Annotated in this window: 15 protein-coding genes and 1 tRNA gene; 1 reads left to right on the top strand and 15 read right to left on the bottom strand. The window is 63.6% G+C overall.

Going from position 1 to position 17,386, the window contains the following annotated elements; genetic code table 11:
* The first annotated feature begins 7 nt into the window (after positions 1-7).
* A tRNA-Met gene (locus AC6RIC_RS01875) sits at positions 8-84 on the top strand.
* Here AC6RIC_RS01875 and AC6RIC_RS01880 read toward each other — a convergent pair.
* The 15 genes from AC6RIC_RS01880 to AC6RIC_RS01950 form a co-directional block, all read right to left on the bottom strand.
* On the bottom strand, positions 41-1,738 hold the full coding sequence (locus AC6RIC_RS01880) for a recombinase family protein (RefSeq protein ID WP_499736539.1): 1,698 nt from the start codon (positions 1,736-1,738) through the stop codon (positions 41-43). The two genes, AC6RIC_RS01875 and AC6RIC_RS01880, sit on opposite strands and share 44 nt — an antisense overlap.
* A 212-nt stretch (positions 1,739-1,950) precedes the next feature.
* Positions 1,951-2,235 (bottom strand): hypothetical protein, encoded by a 285-nt coding sequence (locus tag AC6RIC_RS01885; protein WP_499734872.1) that lies wholly within the window; start codon positions 2,233-2,235, stop codon positions 1,951-1,953.
* 337 nt (positions 2,236-2,572) lie between these two features.
* Positions 2,573-4,426 (bottom strand): hypothetical protein, encoded by a 1,854-nt coding sequence (locus AC6RIC_RS01890; protein WP_499734873.1) that lies wholly within the window; start codon positions 4,424-4,426, stop codon positions 2,573-2,575.
* A 96-nt stretch (positions 4,427-4,522) separates the two neighbouring features.
* Positions 4,523-5,044 carry an RraA family protein gene (locus AC6RIC_RS01895; RefSeq protein ID WP_499734874.1) on the bottom strand — a complete coding sequence of 174 codons (522 nt, stop codon included), beginning with the start codon at positions 5,042-5,044 and terminating at the stop codon, positions 4,523-4,525.
* Between the two features lie 110 nt (positions 5,045-5,154).
* On the bottom strand, positions 5,155-6,021 hold the full coding sequence (locus tag AC6RIC_RS01900) for a hypothetical protein (RefSeq protein WP_499734875.1): 867 nt from the start codon (positions 6,019-6,021) through the stop codon (positions 5,155-5,157).
* Positions 6,022-6,105: 84 nt separating this feature from the next.
* Positions 6,106-7,275 (bottom strand): AAA family ATPase, encoded by a 1,170-nt coding sequence (locus AC6RIC_RS01905; RefSeq protein ID WP_499734876.1) that lies wholly within the window; start codon positions 7,273-7,275, stop codon positions 6,106-6,108.
* 122 nt (positions 7,276-7,397) lie between these two features.
* Positions 7,398-8,297 carry a hypothetical protein gene (locus AC6RIC_RS01910; RefSeq protein ID WP_499734877.1) on the bottom strand — a complete coding sequence of 300 codons (900 nt, stop codon included), beginning with the start codon at positions 8,295-8,297 and terminating at the stop codon, positions 7,398-7,400.
* Positions 8,298-8,438: 141 nt separating this feature from the next.
* Entirely contained in the window at positions 8,439-9,440 is a 1,002-nt protein-coding gene (locus tag AC6RIC_RS01915; RefSeq protein WP_499734878.1) for a hypothetical protein, read from the bottom strand.
* 123 nt (positions 9,441-9,563) lie between these two features.
* Positions 9,564-10,484 (bottom strand): hypothetical protein, encoded by a 921-nt coding sequence (locus AC6RIC_RS01920; protein WP_499734879.1) that lies wholly within the window; start codon positions 10,482-10,484, stop codon positions 9,564-9,566.
* A gap of 121 nt (positions 10,485-10,605) precedes the next feature.
* On the bottom strand, positions 10,606-11,829 hold the full coding sequence (locus AC6RIC_RS01925; RefSeq protein WP_499734880.1) for a hypothetical protein: 1,224 nt from the start codon (positions 11,827-11,829) through the stop codon (positions 10,606-10,608).
* Positions 11,717-13,123, bottom strand: coding sequence for an exonuclease domain-containing protein (locus AC6RIC_RS01930; RefSeq protein WP_499734881.1), 1,407 nt, complete (start codon positions 13,121-13,123; stop codon positions 11,717-11,719). Before AC6RIC_RS01930 ends, AC6RIC_RS01925 begins: the two co-directional genes overlap by 113 nt.
* Positions 13,123-13,569, bottom strand: coding sequence for a hypothetical protein (locus AC6RIC_RS01935; protein WP_499734882.1), 447 nt, complete (start codon positions 13,567-13,569; stop codon positions 13,123-13,125). Before AC6RIC_RS01935 ends, AC6RIC_RS01930 begins: the two co-directional genes overlap by 1 nt.
* A gap of 324 nt (positions 13,570-13,893) precedes the next feature.
* Positions 13,894-14,778, bottom strand: coding sequence for an ABC transporter permease (locus AC6RIC_RS01940; RefSeq protein WP_499734883.1), 885 nt, complete (start codon positions 14,776-14,778; stop codon positions 13,894-13,896).
* A complete protein-coding gene (locus AC6RIC_RS01945) occupies positions 14,775-15,716 on the bottom strand; it encodes an ABC transporter permease (protein WP_499734884.1) in 942 nt (313 codons plus the stop codon). Before AC6RIC_RS01945 ends, AC6RIC_RS01940 begins: the two co-directional genes overlap by 4 nt.
* Positions 15,717-15,751: 35 nt before the next feature.
* On the bottom strand, positions 15,752-17,344 hold the full coding sequence (locus AC6RIC_RS01950) for an ABC transporter substrate-binding protein (protein ID WP_499734885.1): 1,593 nt from the start codon (positions 17,342-17,344) through the stop codon (positions 15,752-15,754).
* Between the last annotated feature and the right edge of the window lie 42 nt (positions 17,345-17,386).

Below are 17,386 nucleotides of genomic sequence, written 5' to 3' on the forward strand. Positions count from 1 at the left end.
AAGTTGACGCGGGGTGGAGCAGCCCGGTAGCTCGTCAGGCTCATAACCTGAAGGTCGTCAGTTCAAATCTGGCCCCCGCAACCACCGATCCAGACACTCCCGTAGCCTCGGCTGCGGGAGTTTTGTTTTTTGGCGTCTTTCCAGTGGCTTGGCGCTCCGTCCATTCCAGGATGGTCGCCATCTCTCCGTGCAGCGTCGCATGGATCTCGCCGCGCGCCGGGCCCGGCGTCAGCACGATCTTCTCGATCAACAGGCGCAGGGCCTCGGTGGCCTCGGCTCGCTCATCGGGCTGGTTCAGGGCCTCAGCGAGGGCTGCGATCTTTTGCGCATAAATGTTTGCGGCGCTCGGCAGCAGGTCCGGCTTGTCGACGGGAGCGTCCGCGAGCAGGGCGGTCAGTTCTGTTTTGCGGGCTTCGAGCCCTGTGAGCTTCTGCTTCATCGAGGGATGGTACATGCCGTCGGCGATGGCCTCGACGATGCCCGCGATCTGCTTCTCGACCTTTGGCAGTTCGGTGCGCCAGGCGTCACCATTGGAGCGCCGCTCGCGGTTCAATCGATTGGTCTCCCGCGCATAGGCGCGCATCGCCTCCTCGACCATCTCTGGCGCCATCAACCGGTCCTTCAGGCCAGCCAGCACGCGGCTTTCCAGGGCGTCCTGACGGATACTGCGGCTGTTGTCGCAGGTCGCCTTGCTCATGTGGTTCGAGCAGGCATAGCGCCGCGGACCGCGAAGCGAGTAAGGGCCGCCGCAGCAGCCGCAGAAGATCAGGCCAGAGAGCAGGGTGCGTGGGCGGCGCGCGACGTTCAGGCGGTTGCGCCGGTGATGCTCGCGGACCCCTTCCGTCACCTTCGCGAATTTGGCCGCGATATCGTCCTGGCGGGCGCGAGCGGCGTCCCAAAGCACGTCATCGACAATCCTCCATTCTGGTACGTCCTTGACGATCCAGGAGTCCTGTGGGTTGAGCCGGGAGACGCGTTTGCCGGATGAAGGGTCCTTGATGTAGCGCAGCCTGTTCCAGATGAGGCGGCCGATATAGAGCTCGTTGTTGACGATTCCCGTGCCGCGCTTCACATGGCCGCGAATGGTGGTGTCGCCCCAGGGCTTGCCGCCGGGGCCGAGAATGCCCTCGCTGTTCAAGGTCCGCGCGATGCTGCGCGGCGCGACGCCCGCGGCAAACATCGCGAATATGCGGCGCACGACCTCGGCTTCGCGAGCGTCTATGATGCGGTCGCCCCGGATCGGCTCGCCATGTGCATCAAATTGCTTCACGACCTTGTAGCCATAGCAGAGCCCGCCGCCGGACTTGCCAGCCTCGACACGGCCACTCATGCCGCGATGGGTCTTCTCGGCGATCTGCTTCAGAGCCAGTGCGTTCATCGTGGCCGTCAGGCCAACATGGAGTTCGCTGATCGCGCCCTCAGACAGGGTGAAGATCTGCACGCCGGCAAACTGAAGCTTCTTGAAGAGCGTCGCGGTGTCGGCCTGGTCCCGGCTCACCCGGTCGAGGCCCTCCGCCAGGACGAGGTCAAAACCTCCGTCCAGGGCCGCCTGCAGCAAGGCCTGGACGCCGGACCGTAGGATCATGCTCGCCCCTGAAATCGCCGCATCCTTGTACATTCCAACAACCTCCCAGCCCTCGCGCTCCGCGCGCTCCCGGCAAATCCGAAACTGGTCCTCGATCGAGGCAGCGCGCTGGTTATCGGAGGAGTAACGGGCGTAAAGCGCGACGCGGGTCATCGGGGCGCCTTTTGAAAGAGGGCTTTCATCACAGGCTCATGGGGTAGGATTCACTTAGTATCAAGATCGTCTGCAACTCCTTCAAGCCTTGCTTCCCTTCTGCCGCGATCCAGGTTGCCCCTGCTGCCGTAACGGTCACGTCGAAGGCACACCTCCGACGTGACCAGTGAGCGGATCGGGACCACGTCTAGCGATACTGTCGCTGGACTGCGTCAGATGTGCTCGTGCTCGACGACATCAACGGCCACGACCTCGGCGAGCGCGCCATGTTCAATCGTGATCCCGCGCTCGGCGAGGAAGGCAATCGCCTTCGAACCGTCGCCATCCCACAGGATCCCGCCGTAGTTTTCCGTGTAAGCGAGCAGTGCATGGTAGCTGTCCGCACCCAGTCCCCGGGCCAGCGCTTCGATCGTGTGACCATGGCCAGCAGGCCTGAAAGCCTCCCGCGCCCTCCACTTCATGTCGTGGAGCCTTCCCTCATCCAAGCGTACGAGCATTGTCTCCTCCTTTCCGTCAAACGTTCTGATCGTCTTCCCGCTCCGAGTACTTGCTCCCAACATCAGCTAGAGGTTCGCTTCAGCTCGCGCGCGATCTGCCTGCCCATCAGTCGGGCCAAGCGACGGATGGCCTCGTTGGCGGCACCCGAAGACGTGTGCAGTCGGTCGGAGGCAACCGTGACCACTTCAGCCTCGACACCGACCGGTTGGTCGGAGCGAAAAATCTCCGGATGCTGTCTTGGCCTCTTGGCCATGGCCACCTCCAATTGGGAGATCGACCAAATCCAGTTGCGAGCCAGATAAACAGGGGGGAAGTTTCGGAAAAAGGGAGATACGGCTAGGTCAGCCAGATCGCTGCCTCGGCGAGAACGCTGGTCTCTTCTGATAACGTCTCAGGCTTTAAACATTTCCCGCCATCGGCATTGAGCATAACTCGGGTTGCTCGCCCATTGACCATGGCCGTGGCGCACAGGTTGACCAATTCACACACGGCATTGCCCCGCGCAGGGTGCTGTACAACAGCCAGGCTCAGCGCCTCATCGAAATAGCACCAATCCCGGTTGAAGTCCTGGTTGTCGCCTGACGAGCGGAAGCCGTGAACCAGGAAGAATTCCTGCGCCATGTGGCAGGTCACGATCATGCTGCCACAGCGGTTCAGATCACCCAGCGCGATGAACCACTGGTACATCAGGGTCAGGTGAATGTCGTCAAGCCAGAGTTTAGCAGGATTAACTCGAGCATGCAGTGCCAGCAATGCCCGAAAGATCCGGTCAACAGCCCAAGGTTTCGGATTCGCTTCCGAAGGCTCGCTGTTGACGGCTCGGTCGAGCGTCGCACGCAGATCGCTCTTCGCCGCTTTGCCGTTGTTCTGCTGTCGGACGTCACGCAGATGCCCAGTCTGAATATGAGCTCGCTGAAGGGTCTTTAGCGTGGCCTGAAGAAGCCTGTAAGCGTGATCGATCCGGATCTCGGCACCGTGGTCACCGGAACCATGACAGTGCTGCAGTCCGAGGTGAAATAGGCCTTCGTTCAGACCGTGAGCGTAAACGCCAGAAGTCAATTCAGCGATCTCCGACCAATCCTTTATAGTTTCTTGCAAGTCGACAAAGCTGCCCATTGCGTGTCTGTACCGGTGGTCGCGATTGACAATCGTGTGACCAACGCGCGGATTGTAAATGCCTTTGTGCGATGAGCTTTTCTCTATTTCGATCAGGCCGGCTGCTATCAATTCACGGTGCAGAATCTCGATGGCTTTGAAAAGCGTCATCAAGAAGCGGATCAGGATGATCTCATGTGATGACTTTGTAGCGTTTCCGTGCTTGAAAATATTTCGATCGACCCTGATATCCCGATCCAATACCAGATGAATTTTCCCATTAGGGTCGAGTGCAACCTTACGCGCATCCTTCGCTGCGATCTCCATGATCATTTGGAGACGGCGGTTTCTGACGCTTGCAAGATGCGGTGCGAGCGCAGCAAGATGGGTTTCCTCGATAAGAAGCTTATCTCGGTCGATAATCTTCCCTTTGCGGCCAACCTTACCTATCTCACCGACCCTTGGCACGGCAGACCGCCTATGGCCTGATAAAGCGGGTCGAATATACTCGTCATAGTCCTCGAAGTAGTCAGATCCTGCATACGGATCGAAGGCATCTATGGAAGGTGGGAGGCTGCCCTTTAGCGTCCGCTGTTTGATATCCAGTTCAACCAACAGCCCATTGGCATCGAAGACTTCGATGCCTCTGCGCCCGAAATAAAACGCTTTCTTCTCGCTGAGCAGAACGCAGCGGACGAGCTCGGATCCCTTTTCTTGAAGTAATTCGAGCCGCTTCAATCCGTCCAGCACAATCGTGAAGGTCTCAAGCTTGATCAGCAATATCGGCTGTACGGTTAGATACGCCTCCTGATCGGACAGCGAGGGCTCCCACCGATCGGCGGGAATGAACCGGCGGCCCTCGGGGACCATGTCGATCACGTCGGCCAACTTGAGGTCCGCGAACGTGATGCCCTCTTCGAGCTTGCAACTGACGACCGCCTCGTTGATGCCGCAGGCGATCTGAAAGATGCTGAGCACCTTGCCGTTGACGCGACGGCATTCGCCATAGCGAGCCGAAACCAGATAGGCCTCGGAGAAGTCGGGCTTACTGCCATCGACACGCCCGCTGGGCCGTTCCCTTAACGCGCTTCCCATTTCCGCGAATCACCGCCCTTTCTCCGAAAAGGATGACAAAGATCGCGGAAAGGGATAGGGCGTCGGCGAGCCGTGGTTAATTTCGGAAGCGCTGGCCTACGGAGTGCTGACGCCGCCCGTCTTCACGGGAAACCTAGCCTGGAACTGCTCCTTCTCGGCGGCAACGACGCCATCGGCATCGCCAACGATGTAATGCGACGAGGTGATGAGGCCCGCCTCGCAGTCGACGACGCCAGCATAAGCGATGCCTTCGTCCTTGCGCAGGAGCCGAGGCGTGTTGCCGTAGGCCAGGATCGGGATGCGCGCCTTCCTCATGGCATCGACCTGCCCCACCTGTCCGAGGATGACGACAGCCCGGCAGCCCCCTTGGATCGCGCTGACGAGCTCATCCTTGCCGAAGAAGGCGCTGTTGCCGAAGTGGCTGGCGCCGATGATCACGACCTGATCCCTGCCGCGCGTCCGGAGCACCTCATTGAGCTTGAGGCGCCCGACATGGGGTACAATGGGCAGCGCATCGCCCTCGAATTCGGCGATCTGCGTGTAGTTCGTCGTGCTGGGGAGAACCCTGGCTAAGGGTCCGAGGCTCTCGCAAATCTTCATGCACTTGTAGGCGGCCATCACTATCTCCTAAAGCATGTTGCAGTCGGGAGAATTTCCGAGACGCGCCGCTCCGAAACCAGAGGGCAAGTTTCGGAAGAGGCTGGCGAATTAGATGCGGGGGCTGGAGATCAGATCGCGGCAGGTTTGAAAGCCTGCCCGAAGCCCTGTGCCCGCGATTTCCAGCTCGCGGCCTTGCGCCAGTGCGGGCGCATGACATGGTCATGGACGATCAGCTCGACGATGCGTAGGAGCCGGTCGGCATCGTCGCCTTTCGGGCGGAAGAAGTAGAACTCCTGCGCCGCGCTAACCCGCTTCATCTCACCGAAGCCATAGGCGGTCTGGCGCATGAGTTCGGCTGGCGCGATGTCGATAAGGCTGCAATGCGCGCGGCCGGCTTCGCTATCGAGCCAAGGATTGAGCGCTGCGTGGCGCATGTGATGGTGAAGCTGCTTGTCGAACTCCCTTACCGACAAGCCATCCGGCAGGCGCACCGCCAGACAGCGCTCCGCCAAGGCGACTGGCGATCCGCGCAAGGGCGCCGTCGGCGGCAGGATGTGTTGCAGCATCCAGTTGTCGTAGCCGAGGTCGGAGCAGAGGAACCCGTCGGCGCTCGTGGTCAGCGAGCCGTACCGGTCCGCGTTGAGCTCGCGCAGCCGATCGCGAATGTTGACCTGGGCGGTCACCGAGACCTTATGAACCGCGATCCTGAGGCGGCGCGCCAGACCCAGTAGCCCCGTCGCCGTCGGCAAGCGATAATCCTCGCCGCAGCCGGCCGCGTAGATCCACACCAGCCTGCCGGGCTTGTAGTTGCGCCGGAAGAGCTCGTTGATGAAGGCGTTCTCCTTGAGGCGGAATACGCTCTTGCCGCCAATCTGCGGCCAGCGCGTCGGGTACCATTCGGTGACCGCGCCGGCGGATCCGGGCGGCAGCAGCCTACTGCCAACCGCGCGCTTCGTCGAAGCCGCCTCGAGCTCGGCTTGTTCATTCGTCGTCATGATCTTGTCCTCGAAGAGCTTCCCGGGGGCATTCCCGATCTCACTCTCCATTGCCGCTTCTCACTCTGCGCTCAGCGCGAACGCTTACTGTCGCGCTCTCAGGAACCCGATCGGCTCGGGCTTCGATGAGCCAGTAGCTAATCGATCGGCCGCCTCGACGTCGGCGACGGTGAGATGCCTGCGACCGGCCGACGCAGCGTAACCCAACGCAAGCCGTGCGACGCGCGTGATCCGCCTCGGATTGGCGCACGCCAGCCGGGCGATCACCTCGTCATCGGGCGGGGTAATCAGCCCTCGGGCCTCTTCCAGAGCCGCTCTGACGATCAGGCGCGTGATCGCTAGAAGATCATCACGGCTGGGCGCGGCGATCTCGAACATGACCAGCCGGTCCTGGATGAACGATGGCAGGCGACCGGCATCATTCGCGGTCGCGACGACGATCGCGCCCGACAGGTCGAAGGGGATACGCAGATAATCGTCCTGCAGGGCGCGGCTATTCTCTGGTTCCAACACGTTGAGCAGCACGTTGTAGGGCTGTTCGTCACGGTGGCTGTCGAACTTGTCGATCTCATCAAGGAGTATCACGGGCTGGGCGGTGTTTCCGCCGACCAACGCCTCGTTAACGACCGACATGCGTGCGCCGCGCCAGGACGTCGGGTGCCCGACGATGAGCTGCTGCGCATCGCTGTTCGTCGAACATGCGAAAGCATGGATGGCCGTTCCAAGGGCGCTCGCGATTGCTTTCGAGGCGTGGGTCTTGCCGACGCCTGGCGGTCCGAGCAGCAGCAGCGGCGGCACGCTGAGAGCCGCCTCCGACATCATCGACAGCGCCACGGCGCGGTCAATCAGGTCGATGACAGGCGCGAAGGTCGGGCAGGCCAGCCTGGTCTCGGCCAGCCGATCGCGCATCGCCTGCGAGCCGAACAGCAGGGGCCGGGCAGCACCACGCTCGTCGTCGGCAAGCCAGCGGAGCTTTTCCAGACGCACCTGCTCCTCGGTCGCGAGATTGGGCTGAGGCAAGCCGAGTTCGACCTCGTCGTCGAACATGTATGGCCGGCCGTAAACGCGCTCGAGCTGGTCCAGCAGCGCGGCGCGGTCATAGATCGCGACCTCGCGAGGTGGATAAGGACTGTTATCGAGGAGAGGGTTGGCGGCGGCGTCGCCTACCACATCCGCATCTCGATCAACGGGACGCGCGCGGCTCCGGCGCTTTATGCGAGGAGTGGATTCATAGGCGGGAAGGGCGTCGGTCATGATGGGATCTCGGTGGGTGGGCTCGCTCGAGCTGCACCCAGCACCATCGATCGCGACTAAAGGCGCGACAGGGCACGTCGCGCCTTTAGCGGCTCAGGCCTGGCTGTGTGTTTGGACTGGCGTCATAAGACGATATCGGTGACCGTCCTGCCGAGTTCGACGGCCCATTCGATCGTGGCCCGCATGTGATCGGGATCATGGCCGCGGGGTGCGATCAAGTCGAGGGCAGCCTGCTTGATGGCAAGGTCGTCGGCATCGAGAGCGCGATACACGCCGATTCTGGCGAGCCGGCCATAGGCCAGAAGCTCAGCGCCCCGGATGCAGTCAGTCCAGATTGCAGGGTCAGCCACCTTGCCCTGGACCCGCCGCCAGATATCGACCTGCGCCAGCAGCGTGCGGGCGCCGTCGAACAGGTCGGCGAGATCGATCGGCGTCTCGAGCCAGAGCTGCAGCGACCGGGCCATCCCGGCCGGATAGGCCGCGGGCTTGCCTGCCGCCGCACTGAGGCAACGCTCGGTCAAGACCTTCGGCAGCTTGGCCGGCTTCATACCGTCCTCGCTGAGTGCGACAAAGTCTCCGCCGCACATCCGGCTGACGCGATAGACGACATCCGGCTCGCCCGAACGTCGAGCCTGACGGCGCATGGCGCGGCGCAGGTCGGCCCGTGCGCGATCATCCGCTGCGCTGCGCGGCGCGATCAGCATCGTCGCGACATTGCCTGCGCTGATCAGGAGTGCCCATGCCGTGACGCAGTCGGCTTTGATGTCGTCGACCTCCACGGTGCCGTCGCCCAGGGCTGTCAGCAGATTTCCGACCTGCGCGGTATGGAAGTGTGCCCGCGATCGGATCGGCAACAGCGACGGACGCTCGCGCCAGACCGAAGCGCATCGCCGCAGAATGGATTGATCCTCGTCACCGAGGAACTCAAGGGCTTCGAGCTCGTCGACGATACCGACGAGCTTGAGGTCGGTTGCGGCCGAATGCCAGGCCGTCGCGATCTCGGCGTCATTGCTGAAATTCACGGAATTGCTCTTTTCATAGGGGTGATCTGCTCTCTGCAGTGCCCGTCCTCCTCTTCTCCAACCGCGCCGCCTGAACGCGAAAGGGCGGCACCTCGCGGCGCCGCCCTTCGAAGACCTATGGTCAGATGGTCAGCAGCCGCCCTACACGATCGGGATCCAGCTCGGCTCGTCCACGACGGTGGCGGTGGGTCGCCAGCCATGGGCCGGCCATGCCGCCTCGGTGTAGAGATGCCGGATCGCCGCCTGCATGTGTGCGGGATCGCCACGGCTGGCGCGCTCGTTGATGATGGTGACGAGCCGTTCCTTCGTCGCAGCCTCGGCCGAGTGTTTCAGCGCTGGCCAAATCGCGATCTGCGCCGCGGCCAGGTAGGCCAGGATGAGCGCGCCCTCGCAGGCCCAGCGCAGATCACGCGCGCCATCTTCCGCCTGCCGCGCCAAAACCCGCAGTCGATCGGCGATCGCGAACATCTGCTCGACCCGTGCCAGACGCGCCTCGAAGGACGGTTCAGCCTTCAGGAAGAGACCCCAGCGGGCGATCTCACGAGGCGCGAGAAGGATTTCTCCGGCCGAGGGTGGGGTCAGATCGGTGAGATCGAAGTTGCGGATCGGCCAGTGTGCCAGGCCCCGATCCTCTTTGCAGGGGGCCACAGGCCCCGGGGGCACGATCAACGGGTCCACCGCATAGGCGGCGCGCTGAAGCCGGATCCGGGTTGCAGTCGCAACGTCGAGCATAGCAGCCTCGCCACGCTCGGCATCGTCACCATGGAGCGCGCCGGCCTCCGCCAGCGCCATCTTGGCATGGGCATCGTGAACGGTGTCGCATGGCCAGATCGTGACGATCCCGGCGCAGGAGAGACCCGCGATGGCGAGCGCAACCCAGGCCCGGTTTTGCAGATCGGGGTGATTGCTGCCGATCAGCAGCCGGCGGGCCTCATCGCCGCAGCGCTTGGCGTCGATGGCCATGGCCTGAAGGTCAGGCGCGATACGTCTGAATGCGACCAACTCCGCGACCGAGGGATCGTCACCGACGTTCTCGGTGATCGCCATCAGCGGGTCGCGGATCGGCTCTGCCGGCCCATCGTGGCCGCCGGAATTTGCATTGTCGTGCGGCGCGAGGGGGCCGCGTGAATCGCTCTTGGTCATGTCTGCTTTCTCGTTTGGGTCGAAGCCCTATCGGCTACGCCTCCCGCCGGTCCCTGGAATCGCGAGAGGGCACCGCGGTCCGCGGCGCCCTCCCTACATGTTCGGAGTCTGCTCCGGTCCTGATCAGAGCCGCTTGAAGCGGCCGGCCGTGTCCTGCTGCATGCGACGCAGCTCCCTTAGGCGATCAGCCATCGCGCCAGCGAACATCACGATGTCCTTCAGGCGCTCTTCGATCAGGCGCTGCGCCAGTTCCTCGCCCCGAGCTCGGAGGCCTTGGTCGCCGGCCGTGACCGCGTCGATCAGGCAGGCCCGCGCGAGATCGGCCGCCGCCAGCAGGTTTGCACCTTGGATAGCGCGCTGAAGTCGATCGAGACGCTCGGGATCGAGATCGGCATCCTGTTCGATCAACCTGGCGAAGCGATCGGCATCGTCGAACTGCAGTGCCGCGCGCTCGACCAGGAGCGCAGGCGGGGCCAGTTCTCGCGCGAAGGCCATGAGGCTCAGCCCCTGCTCGAGGCCGAGCACGGCCGGGCGACCGTCTCGCGCGTCATCGAGGGCGGGCACTGTGGCCGCATTGAACATGGTCTCGACGACTTCGACGTCGCCGACATCGCCATGTGCGAAGGCTTTCCGAGCGGCCTCGACGAAGTCGGCATCTCTACCGACCGCAGCGATGATATCGCCGAGGACGCGTCGGCGCGCAGCGAAGTCTACGGCCAAGCGCGGCGGCGCCAGCGCGACCGCGATCGTCGAAGCCGCGTTTAGGACGGACAGTCCGATCAGCATGTCGAGGTAGAAGGCGACCTGCGCCCGATCCGAGGTGCCAGCGAGCGACAGGAAGCGGCTGATCTCGACAGCGTGCCCGATGGCGCGCGCGGCGATCTCGCCGACCTCATGGGTCTCGGCGGCGAAGCTGGCGTAGCCTTTCTCCGCGCCAGTGGAAAGCGACAGGCGGTCGCTGAAGGACGCCAGGTCGTCGGTGACCGCTCTGATCGGCAGTTCGAGCTCGATATCGGCGAGTGAGGCAGAGGAGATGGTCTTCATTTTCAGTCGTCCCAGATCATAGGGGTGACAGCCACATAGCTGCGCTTTCCCTCGGCCCCGAGAATCGAAAGAGGCGCCCGATCCCGGGCGCCTCCCTGATGTCTTGCTATTTGGCCGACCGTCAGACCAGCTCGTTCCAGTCGAACGTCAGCCTGTCTCGCGCGTCGTAAGGCAGGGTTTTTATCCAGGCCGCCTCGGCCGTGACGTGCCGCACCGCCGACTGCATGGCGGGCGGATCGCCGGCCTCGCCCCGCCGGTTGATGAGCGCGACCACCTGCTTTTTGGTCGCCAGTGCGTCCCGGTTGTGGACGGGCCAGATCATGACCTGGCAGGCAGCGAGGTATCCCATCAGGCGGGCGCCCTCGGCAGCCGTCAGCAGCTCGCTCGCATTGCCGGGTCCGCGGCCGGCAAGCTCGAGAAGCCGGTCGCAGGTCTCGAACATTTTGGCGGCGCGCTGGAGAAGCGGGTCGAGATCGGGAGCGGATCGGGCAAACCGGCTCCATTCGACGACCTGGCGGTCGGCAAACGACGGAAGGCCCCCGCGTTTCGGCAGATGCTCGACGAGGTCGAAGCGCTCGAGCGGCCAGGATGAGAGGCCTCGGTCCTCGCTTTTCGGGGCAACCGGCGCCGGAGGCAACATCAGCGACGGTACGGCGAAGGCGCCGCGTCGCCAGCGGATCCGCCGGGCGGTCTGCGTCTCCATGCTGCCCTCGAAGTCCTTCTCGCGCTTGTGCAGCTGCACCCCGGTCCTCTGGTCGAGCGCGAGCTTTGCTTCCGCAGCGTCGAGGTCATCCGCCGGCCAGAGCGCGACCAGCGCGATTAGGCTGATGCTCATGATCTCGAGCCCGCCGCAGACGGCCTCGGCGATCTCATCGCCGCTCTCGCGTGCCAGCCAGACCCGGAACTCCTCTGAATGCAGATTCTTGGCGTTTCGCGCGGCATTCTTGAGATCGAGCGGCTGGCGCCTGAACGCGACCAGCTCGGCCACGGAGGGATCATCGCCGGCGGCCATTTCCATCGCCACCGCGATCGGATCCCGCAGAGAGGTATCCGCCGGCTTATCGATCGCTTTGCTGTTACGCAGGGCAACCGAGCGGCCGCCCTCATTCATCTTCGTCATCTTCCGAACTTTCATTGGGGTTACAGCCATCCCGGCTGCGCTTCCCCTCGCTCCCGGAATCAAAAAGGCGCCCAGTTTGGGCGCCTTCGTCGTCAGGGCAGATGGTTCTGCTTTACGCTGCCAACTGGAAGTACTGGCTGCGCTGACGCAGCCAGCGCTCGATTTCGTCGAGATGGGCGTGAAGGCCGATTTCGTCCTCGGCGAAACCGGAACGCAGCTCCGCAACGCGCCGCAATGCCCCGGGCAAGGTCAGCCACGGCACCTCATCAGTCGTGGTCAGCCGATGCGCTAGCCAGGCGCGCCCGCGCTGTAATGCTGAGGGCGACAGCAGATGTGGGGTTTCCAGAAAGGCGAGACGATTTGCAAAGGCGCGCAGGCGCTCATCCGCGATCGCCTCGGCCGCGAACGCAAAACGCTGCTCCCAGGGAAGGTGGTGCCAGGTCTGGCAAGCGCGGGCATCGGCATCGGTGACGAAGCGCTCATAGAGCCGGGCCTCCGGCCAGGGACTGGGCTCGCGGTCCGCATATCGCGCGGCCAGGGCCGGAGGCAGCGTCTTCCAGATCCCATCGTGTGCATTGATCTGCTGCAGCCGGTCGCGATGCAGCGCGGAGGCCGCTTCGTCGCAGCCCGCGGCGTTATGAACGTCTGCCCATGGCAGCAGCATCGGCTGGGCATTGAGCTTGACGGTTCGCACCAGCTTCTCTCCCCTGGACGCCAAGGCAGCGCTCAACTCGGCCTGCGACTGATCCAGCCAGCTTGCCGGGTCTATCCGGAGATCGGCCAGCGCCAGGCTGGACGGGTTGGTTGGTGAGGTCATGAGCGGCGCCACAGGCACGACTTTGCCGAAGGCGACCAGGCCGAACACGCCGCCGGCATCCAGCCTGCGCTGCACCGAACGCTTGTCGGCATTTTCCATCAACGAGGCGACGAGATCCGGAGCCTGCTCGCGCAGTAAGCGGAACAGAGCGATGGTGGCACGAACATCGTTCAGTGCGTCATGGGCCGCGTCCTCATCGAGATCGATGGCATTGGCCCGGCAGACCTCACCGAGGCGGAATACCTGCCGGCCATCCCGCTCGGGGATCCGGATTGCGCCCGGCCTGATGGTCGCGATCGCTCGGGCCATGGTGAGGACATCGGCACGACGATTGCCGTCGAGCGAGGTCAGATAGGGCGGCAGCAAGTTCTGAAACAGCGCCGCGCGAAGAATCTCTTCGTCATATGCCAGGGCGTTGTAGCCCATGATGACGGTTGGAGCAGCCTTCGCGATGAAGATGGCGATTTCGCGCAGCATCTGCGTCTGGCTCAGAGGGGCGTCGGTGAGGTCGCCCGGACGCTGACCTGTGACCATCAAGGCATCGGGCGCCGGCACGACGTGATCGGGCACGCGCGCGCGAAGCACCAGCTCCTTTTCGACGACGAGGTGTTCGTCGGTGCGGATGAACGCGGCCTGCACCGGAACGTCGAAGGCTGGGGAAAGACCGGTGCATTCCAGATCGTAGAAGATGTAGCCGGCCATCAGTGCAAACCCCTTTCGGGCTCGCTGCCGAACGGCACCTTGGTCAAGACGACGCCCAGGTCGGTCGCATCCGCCAGCATCGCCGCCTCTATCATCGGTGCTGCACGCGATCGACGATGTTCGTTATCATCACGAGCCATTTCCTCATAGACCGCGATCTTCAGGCTGAGCATCGCATGGTCAAAAGCCGGCGGCTCGGCCAGGATCAGGGCGAAGCGTCGGGCGGCGGCACGGGCCCCTTCCCCAAGCTGGCGGCCATTCAGGCCGCCATACTCACGGTAGGCCTTCGCGGGATCGGCTTCGAGAAGCCGCGCATGTGCCATGCAGGCCTCCCATCGGCGATACAGCGTCGCCGCATCGGGCTGGGAAAGATAGGCGCGCTGATACAGGCGCAGTTCGTCATCGGCAGGCAGGGCGGTGTCGCCGCCCATGGGGTTCTCGCTCATCAGGCTTGTTCGGTCGGAGTTCAGACCTGCAGCCGCCCTCGTCCGGACCAAAGCTCGCAGGGGTTCCCGTTATCGAGTTCCGACTTCCGAGCACTTATCGATCTTTCCACGACGCCGTTACGGTAGCCAAGCAACCGCTCGCGGCGGCTCTCAACCGTCGAGTTCATGATCAGCCAACACGCGCAAGTGGCCCCTTGCTGACGTTGGGAATGCCTGGTTTCAGGCTGTCCAATTCGCCGCCGAGACGCGCAGCTGCAACTGGCCCTCTGCGGGCATTGCGAAAGTCTGCTCTGATTGAATTCGTTGTTGTCATCAGGGAGCGCACTAATAGATTCGGCGCGGATCCAGTGCATCTCGCAGGCCATCTCCGAGGAGATTGACAGCAAGCACTGTGGCCGAAAGGAACGCCGCCGGGATCAGCACGATGTAAAACTTGAGCTGCCAGAGCGTCCTGCCCTCTGCCATGATGTTTCCCCAGGACGGTGTGATCGGCGGCGTCCCTGCACCGATGAAGGACAGCACGGCCTCGGTGACCATCGCAGCCGCACAGATATACGTCGCCTGGACGATCAGGGGAGACAGCGAGTTCGGCAGGATATGGCGGAAGATGATCCTCGCGGTGCCTGCGCCGGCAGCGGTCGCAGCCTCGACATAGGGCTGCTCGCGCAGGGAGAGCACCGTCGAGCGGACCAGGCGTGTCACGCGCGGGATCTCGACGATCGTCAGGGCGACGATCACGTTGATGACCGAGCCCTTCGTAAGAGCCATCAGCGCGATCGCCAGCAGCATCGACGGGATCGACATCAACCCGTCCATGATCCGCATGACGACGACATCGACGCGCTTGATGAAGCCCGCGACCAGCCCGAGCAGAAGGCCGCCGATCGACGAGAGGATCGCGACCGAGAAGCCGACCAGCAACGAAATGCGGGCGCCGTAAAGGACGCGGGAATAGAGATCGCGCCCGAGCATGTCGGTGCCGAAGAAGAACTGGGCGGAAGGCTCGCGCAGCCGGCGCGCCAGCGACGTCGCCGTCGGATCGATCGTTCCCAGCAAAGGGGCTAGCAGCGCGATCGCAACCATCGCGATCAGGACGATCGACCCGAACGGGATCGTCGGGTGGCGCCGCATCAGCTTGAGCGCCTCGGCAAGACGGGAGCCGCCGGAAGACGGTCCAGTGGCGCCAGCGTGGAGCAGGGAGGAACTCAATAGCGGATCCTCGGATCGACGAGCGTGTAGATGAGGTCCACGGCCAGGTTGACGAGCACGTAGACGAAGGAAAACACCAGCACGAGCCCTTGGATGACGGGATAGTCGCGGCGCAGGATCGCATCGACCGTCAGCCGCCCCATGCCGGGTATCGTGAAGACGGTTTCAGTGACGACGGTGCCTCCGATCAGCGCAGCGAAGCCAATGCCGATGACCGTGATGACGGGCACCGCACCGTTCTTGAGCGCGTGCAGGAACAGCACGGAGCGCGGCCCCAGGCCCTTGGCGCGCGCGGTCCGGACATAGTCCTGCTGCAGGACCTCCAGCATCGAGGCGCGGGTGATCCGGGCGATGAGGACGATATAGACGAAACCGAGCGTGATCGCGGGCAGGATGAGCCGTTGCAGCCACGGCCAGAGCCCCTCCGCGATAGGCGTATAACCCTGCGGCGGGAGCCATTGCAGCTTCAAGGCGAAGGTCCAGGCGAGGATGTAGCCGACGACGAAGAGCGGCACTGAGAAACCGACCACCGAGACGCTCATGATCGTCCGGTCGATCCAGCTGCCACTCTTCCAGGCCGCGACCACGCCGAGCGGAACGGCGATGCAGATGGAGAGCAGAAGCGTCAGCAGCATGACCGAGACCGTCGGTCCTACCCGCTCCGCCATCAGCGCCGTCACCGGCTGGCCGGTGAAAACGGAATTGCCAAGGTCGAAATTGACGAGCCGCCACAGCCAGCTGCCGAATTGCACGAGGAAATGCTGGTCCAGGCCGAGGCTCTGCCTGATCCGCTCGATATCCGCCGTGGAAGCCTGGTCCCCGGCAATCATCGTTGCGGGATCGCCAGGCGCCAGGAACAGCAGCGAGAATACCGTCAATGCGACGACCAGCATCACCGGTATCGTCGCGAGGATGCGTTTCAGGATGTAGGCGAGCATGGAACCAGCTTCCTCATGCCGCGGGGATGACCGGATCAGCCACGACGGATGTTCCAGAACACCGTGGCGGTTGGCACACGATCTACGAGGTCTTTCTTGAGCGCGGTCTGGCGGTAGATGGCGCCGAGCGGAATGGCAGGGAGTTCGTCCATGCCGACGACCTGCATCTCCTGCGCGATACGCTTGCGGTCGTCGACTGATGGCGAGTTGAGCCAGGCGTCGCGGAGTTCTTCCAGCTTGGGGATGGTCGGCCAACCGAACCACGCATTGCGCCCATTGCCCCGCAGCATGATGTTGGTGCCGGGATCGACGAACCAGGTGCCGGGGAAGAGCCAGCAGCTTAACGACCAGCCGCCCTTGTCGATCGGCTCCTCGGAGCGACGGCGCTGGGCCACGGAAGCATTGTCGAGAAGCGCGATGTCCAGGTTCAGCCCGAGCTTGCCCAACATGTCCGCCGCGACCTGGGCCAGTGGGGTGGTCGAGGCAGGGCTGTCGGCCGCGCCGAGCAGACGTACCCGCTCGTTCGCATAGCCGGCCTCCTTCAGAAGTTGCCTGGCCTTCTCGATGCTGCGGGGACCTTTCAGCGGGTCGAGGCCGGCATCGCTGGCGAGCGCCGTGCCGGGCGGGAAGAAGCCGCTGCCGGTGGCGAAGTTCTGCGGGTTTGTCCCGGCAACGGACATGCAGAACTCTGCTTGGTCAATGGCAGGGAGCAGCGCCTGGCGGATCTTCTTGTTGTTGAACGGCGCATGGAGCGCGTTGATCCGCATCATCGCCATCGAAGGGATATCCTCGAGGCGGGGGAGATCGATATCCTTGAAGCCGGCGAGCAGCTCGACCGTTTCCGAGGTCGGGCCGCCGATCCAGTCGACATCGCCGGTCTGGAGGGCCGCAGCCGCTGTCGCCGCGTCGGGAATGCGGCGCCATTCGACACGGTCGAAATGGACCATCTTCGGCCCGGCGGTGAGGCCGCGCGCCGTACTGGGGGTTGGCCGGTAGCCCTGGAACTTCTCGAACACCGCGAGATTGCCGAGCTGGAACTCATCCGCCTTGAACTTGAACGGGCCCGAGCCCGTCCGGTCGGTGATCTGCGTCTTCACGTCGGTCTGCGCGACCCGTTCAGGCATGATGAGGGGCACGGGAGCGCTGAGCTGCCCCAGCACGGCGGGCAGGATCGGAAAGGGGCGCTTGAGGCGGAAACGCAGCGTCCGGTCGTCGACCGCGACGAGTTCGTCCGTCAACGCGAACAAGGTCGCGCCCATGGGGGCTGCCTGCGACCAGCGCTTCAGGCTGGCGACGCAATCGCGGGCGCGGATCGGTTCGCCATCATGGAAGGTGATGTTGCTTCGCAGAGTGATGGTGCAGCTGCGTCCGTCATCACCCCAGAGGAAGCCTTCGGCGAGCTGTGGCTGAGGCTGGAAATTCGCATCCATCCCGAACAGCGTGTCGTAGATCATGTAGCCGTAGTCGCGGGTGATATCGACCGTCGACCACATCGGGTCGAAGATCGTCAGGTCCGTATAGGGCACGAACCGAAGCACCTTCTGCCGGGCCGATTGCGAAAGGACCGGAGCGCTGATGCCGGCGAGTGCAGCGGCGGCGCCGGCCTTCATGAAACTGCGTCGGTCCATGATGGTCTCCTGTTGATTTGCGCCGCCCGAGGGGGCCGCGCG

The organism is Allobosea sp. TBD101, assembly GCF_059817965.1.

What these genes read in the sequence shown, in the direction of transcription:
- AC6RIC_RS01880 (WP_499736539.1), bottom strand. Translation starts at nt 1,738, where the DNA reads ATGACCCGCGTCGCGCTTTACGCCCGTTACTCCTCCGATAACCAGCGC.
- AC6RIC_RS01885 (WP_499734872.1), bottom strand. Translation starts at nt 2,235, where the DNA reads ATGCTCGTACGCTTGGATGAGGGAAGGCTCCACGACATGAAGTGGAGG.
- AC6RIC_RS01890 (WP_499734873.1), bottom strand. Translation starts at nt 4,426, where the DNA reads ATGGGAAGCGCGTTAAGGGAACGGCCCAGCGGGCGTGTCGATGGCAGT.
- AC6RIC_RS01895 (WP_499734874.1), bottom strand. Translation starts at nt 5,044, where the DNA reads ATGGCCGCCTACAAGTGCATGAAGATTTGCGAGAGCCTCGGACCCTTA.
- AC6RIC_RS01900 (WP_499734875.1), bottom strand. Translation starts at nt 6,021, where the DNA reads ATGACGACGAATGAACAAGCCGAGCTCGAGGCGGCTTCGACGAAGCGC.
- AC6RIC_RS01905 (WP_499734876.1), bottom strand. Translation starts at nt 7,275, where the DNA reads ATGACCGACGCCCTTCCCGCCTATGAATCCACTCCTCGCATAAAGCGC.
- AC6RIC_RS01915 (WP_499734878.1), bottom strand. Translation starts at nt 9,440, where the DNA reads ATGACCAAGAGCGATTCACGCGGCCCCCTCGCGCCGCACGACAATGCA.
- AC6RIC_RS01920 (WP_499734879.1), bottom strand. Translation starts at nt 10,484, where the DNA reads ATGAAGACCATCTCCTCTGCCTCACTCGCCGATATCGAGCTCGAACTG.
- AC6RIC_RS01930 (WP_499734881.1), bottom strand. Translation starts at nt 13,123, where the DNA reads ATGGCCGGCTACATCTTCTACGATCTGGAATGCACCGGTCTTTCCCCA.
- AC6RIC_RS01935 (WP_499734882.1), bottom strand. Translation starts at nt 13,569, where the DNA reads ATGAGCGAGAACCCCATGGGCGGCGACACCGCCCTGCCTGCCGATGAC.
- AC6RIC_RS01945 (WP_499734884.1), bottom strand. Translation starts at nt 15,716, where the DNA reads ATGCTCGCCTACATCCTGAAACGCATCCTCGCGACGATACCGGTGATG.
- AC6RIC_RS01950 (WP_499734885.1), bottom strand. Translation starts at nt 17,344, where the DNA reads ATGGACCGACGCAGTTTCATGAAGGCCGGCGCCGCCGCTGCACTCGCC.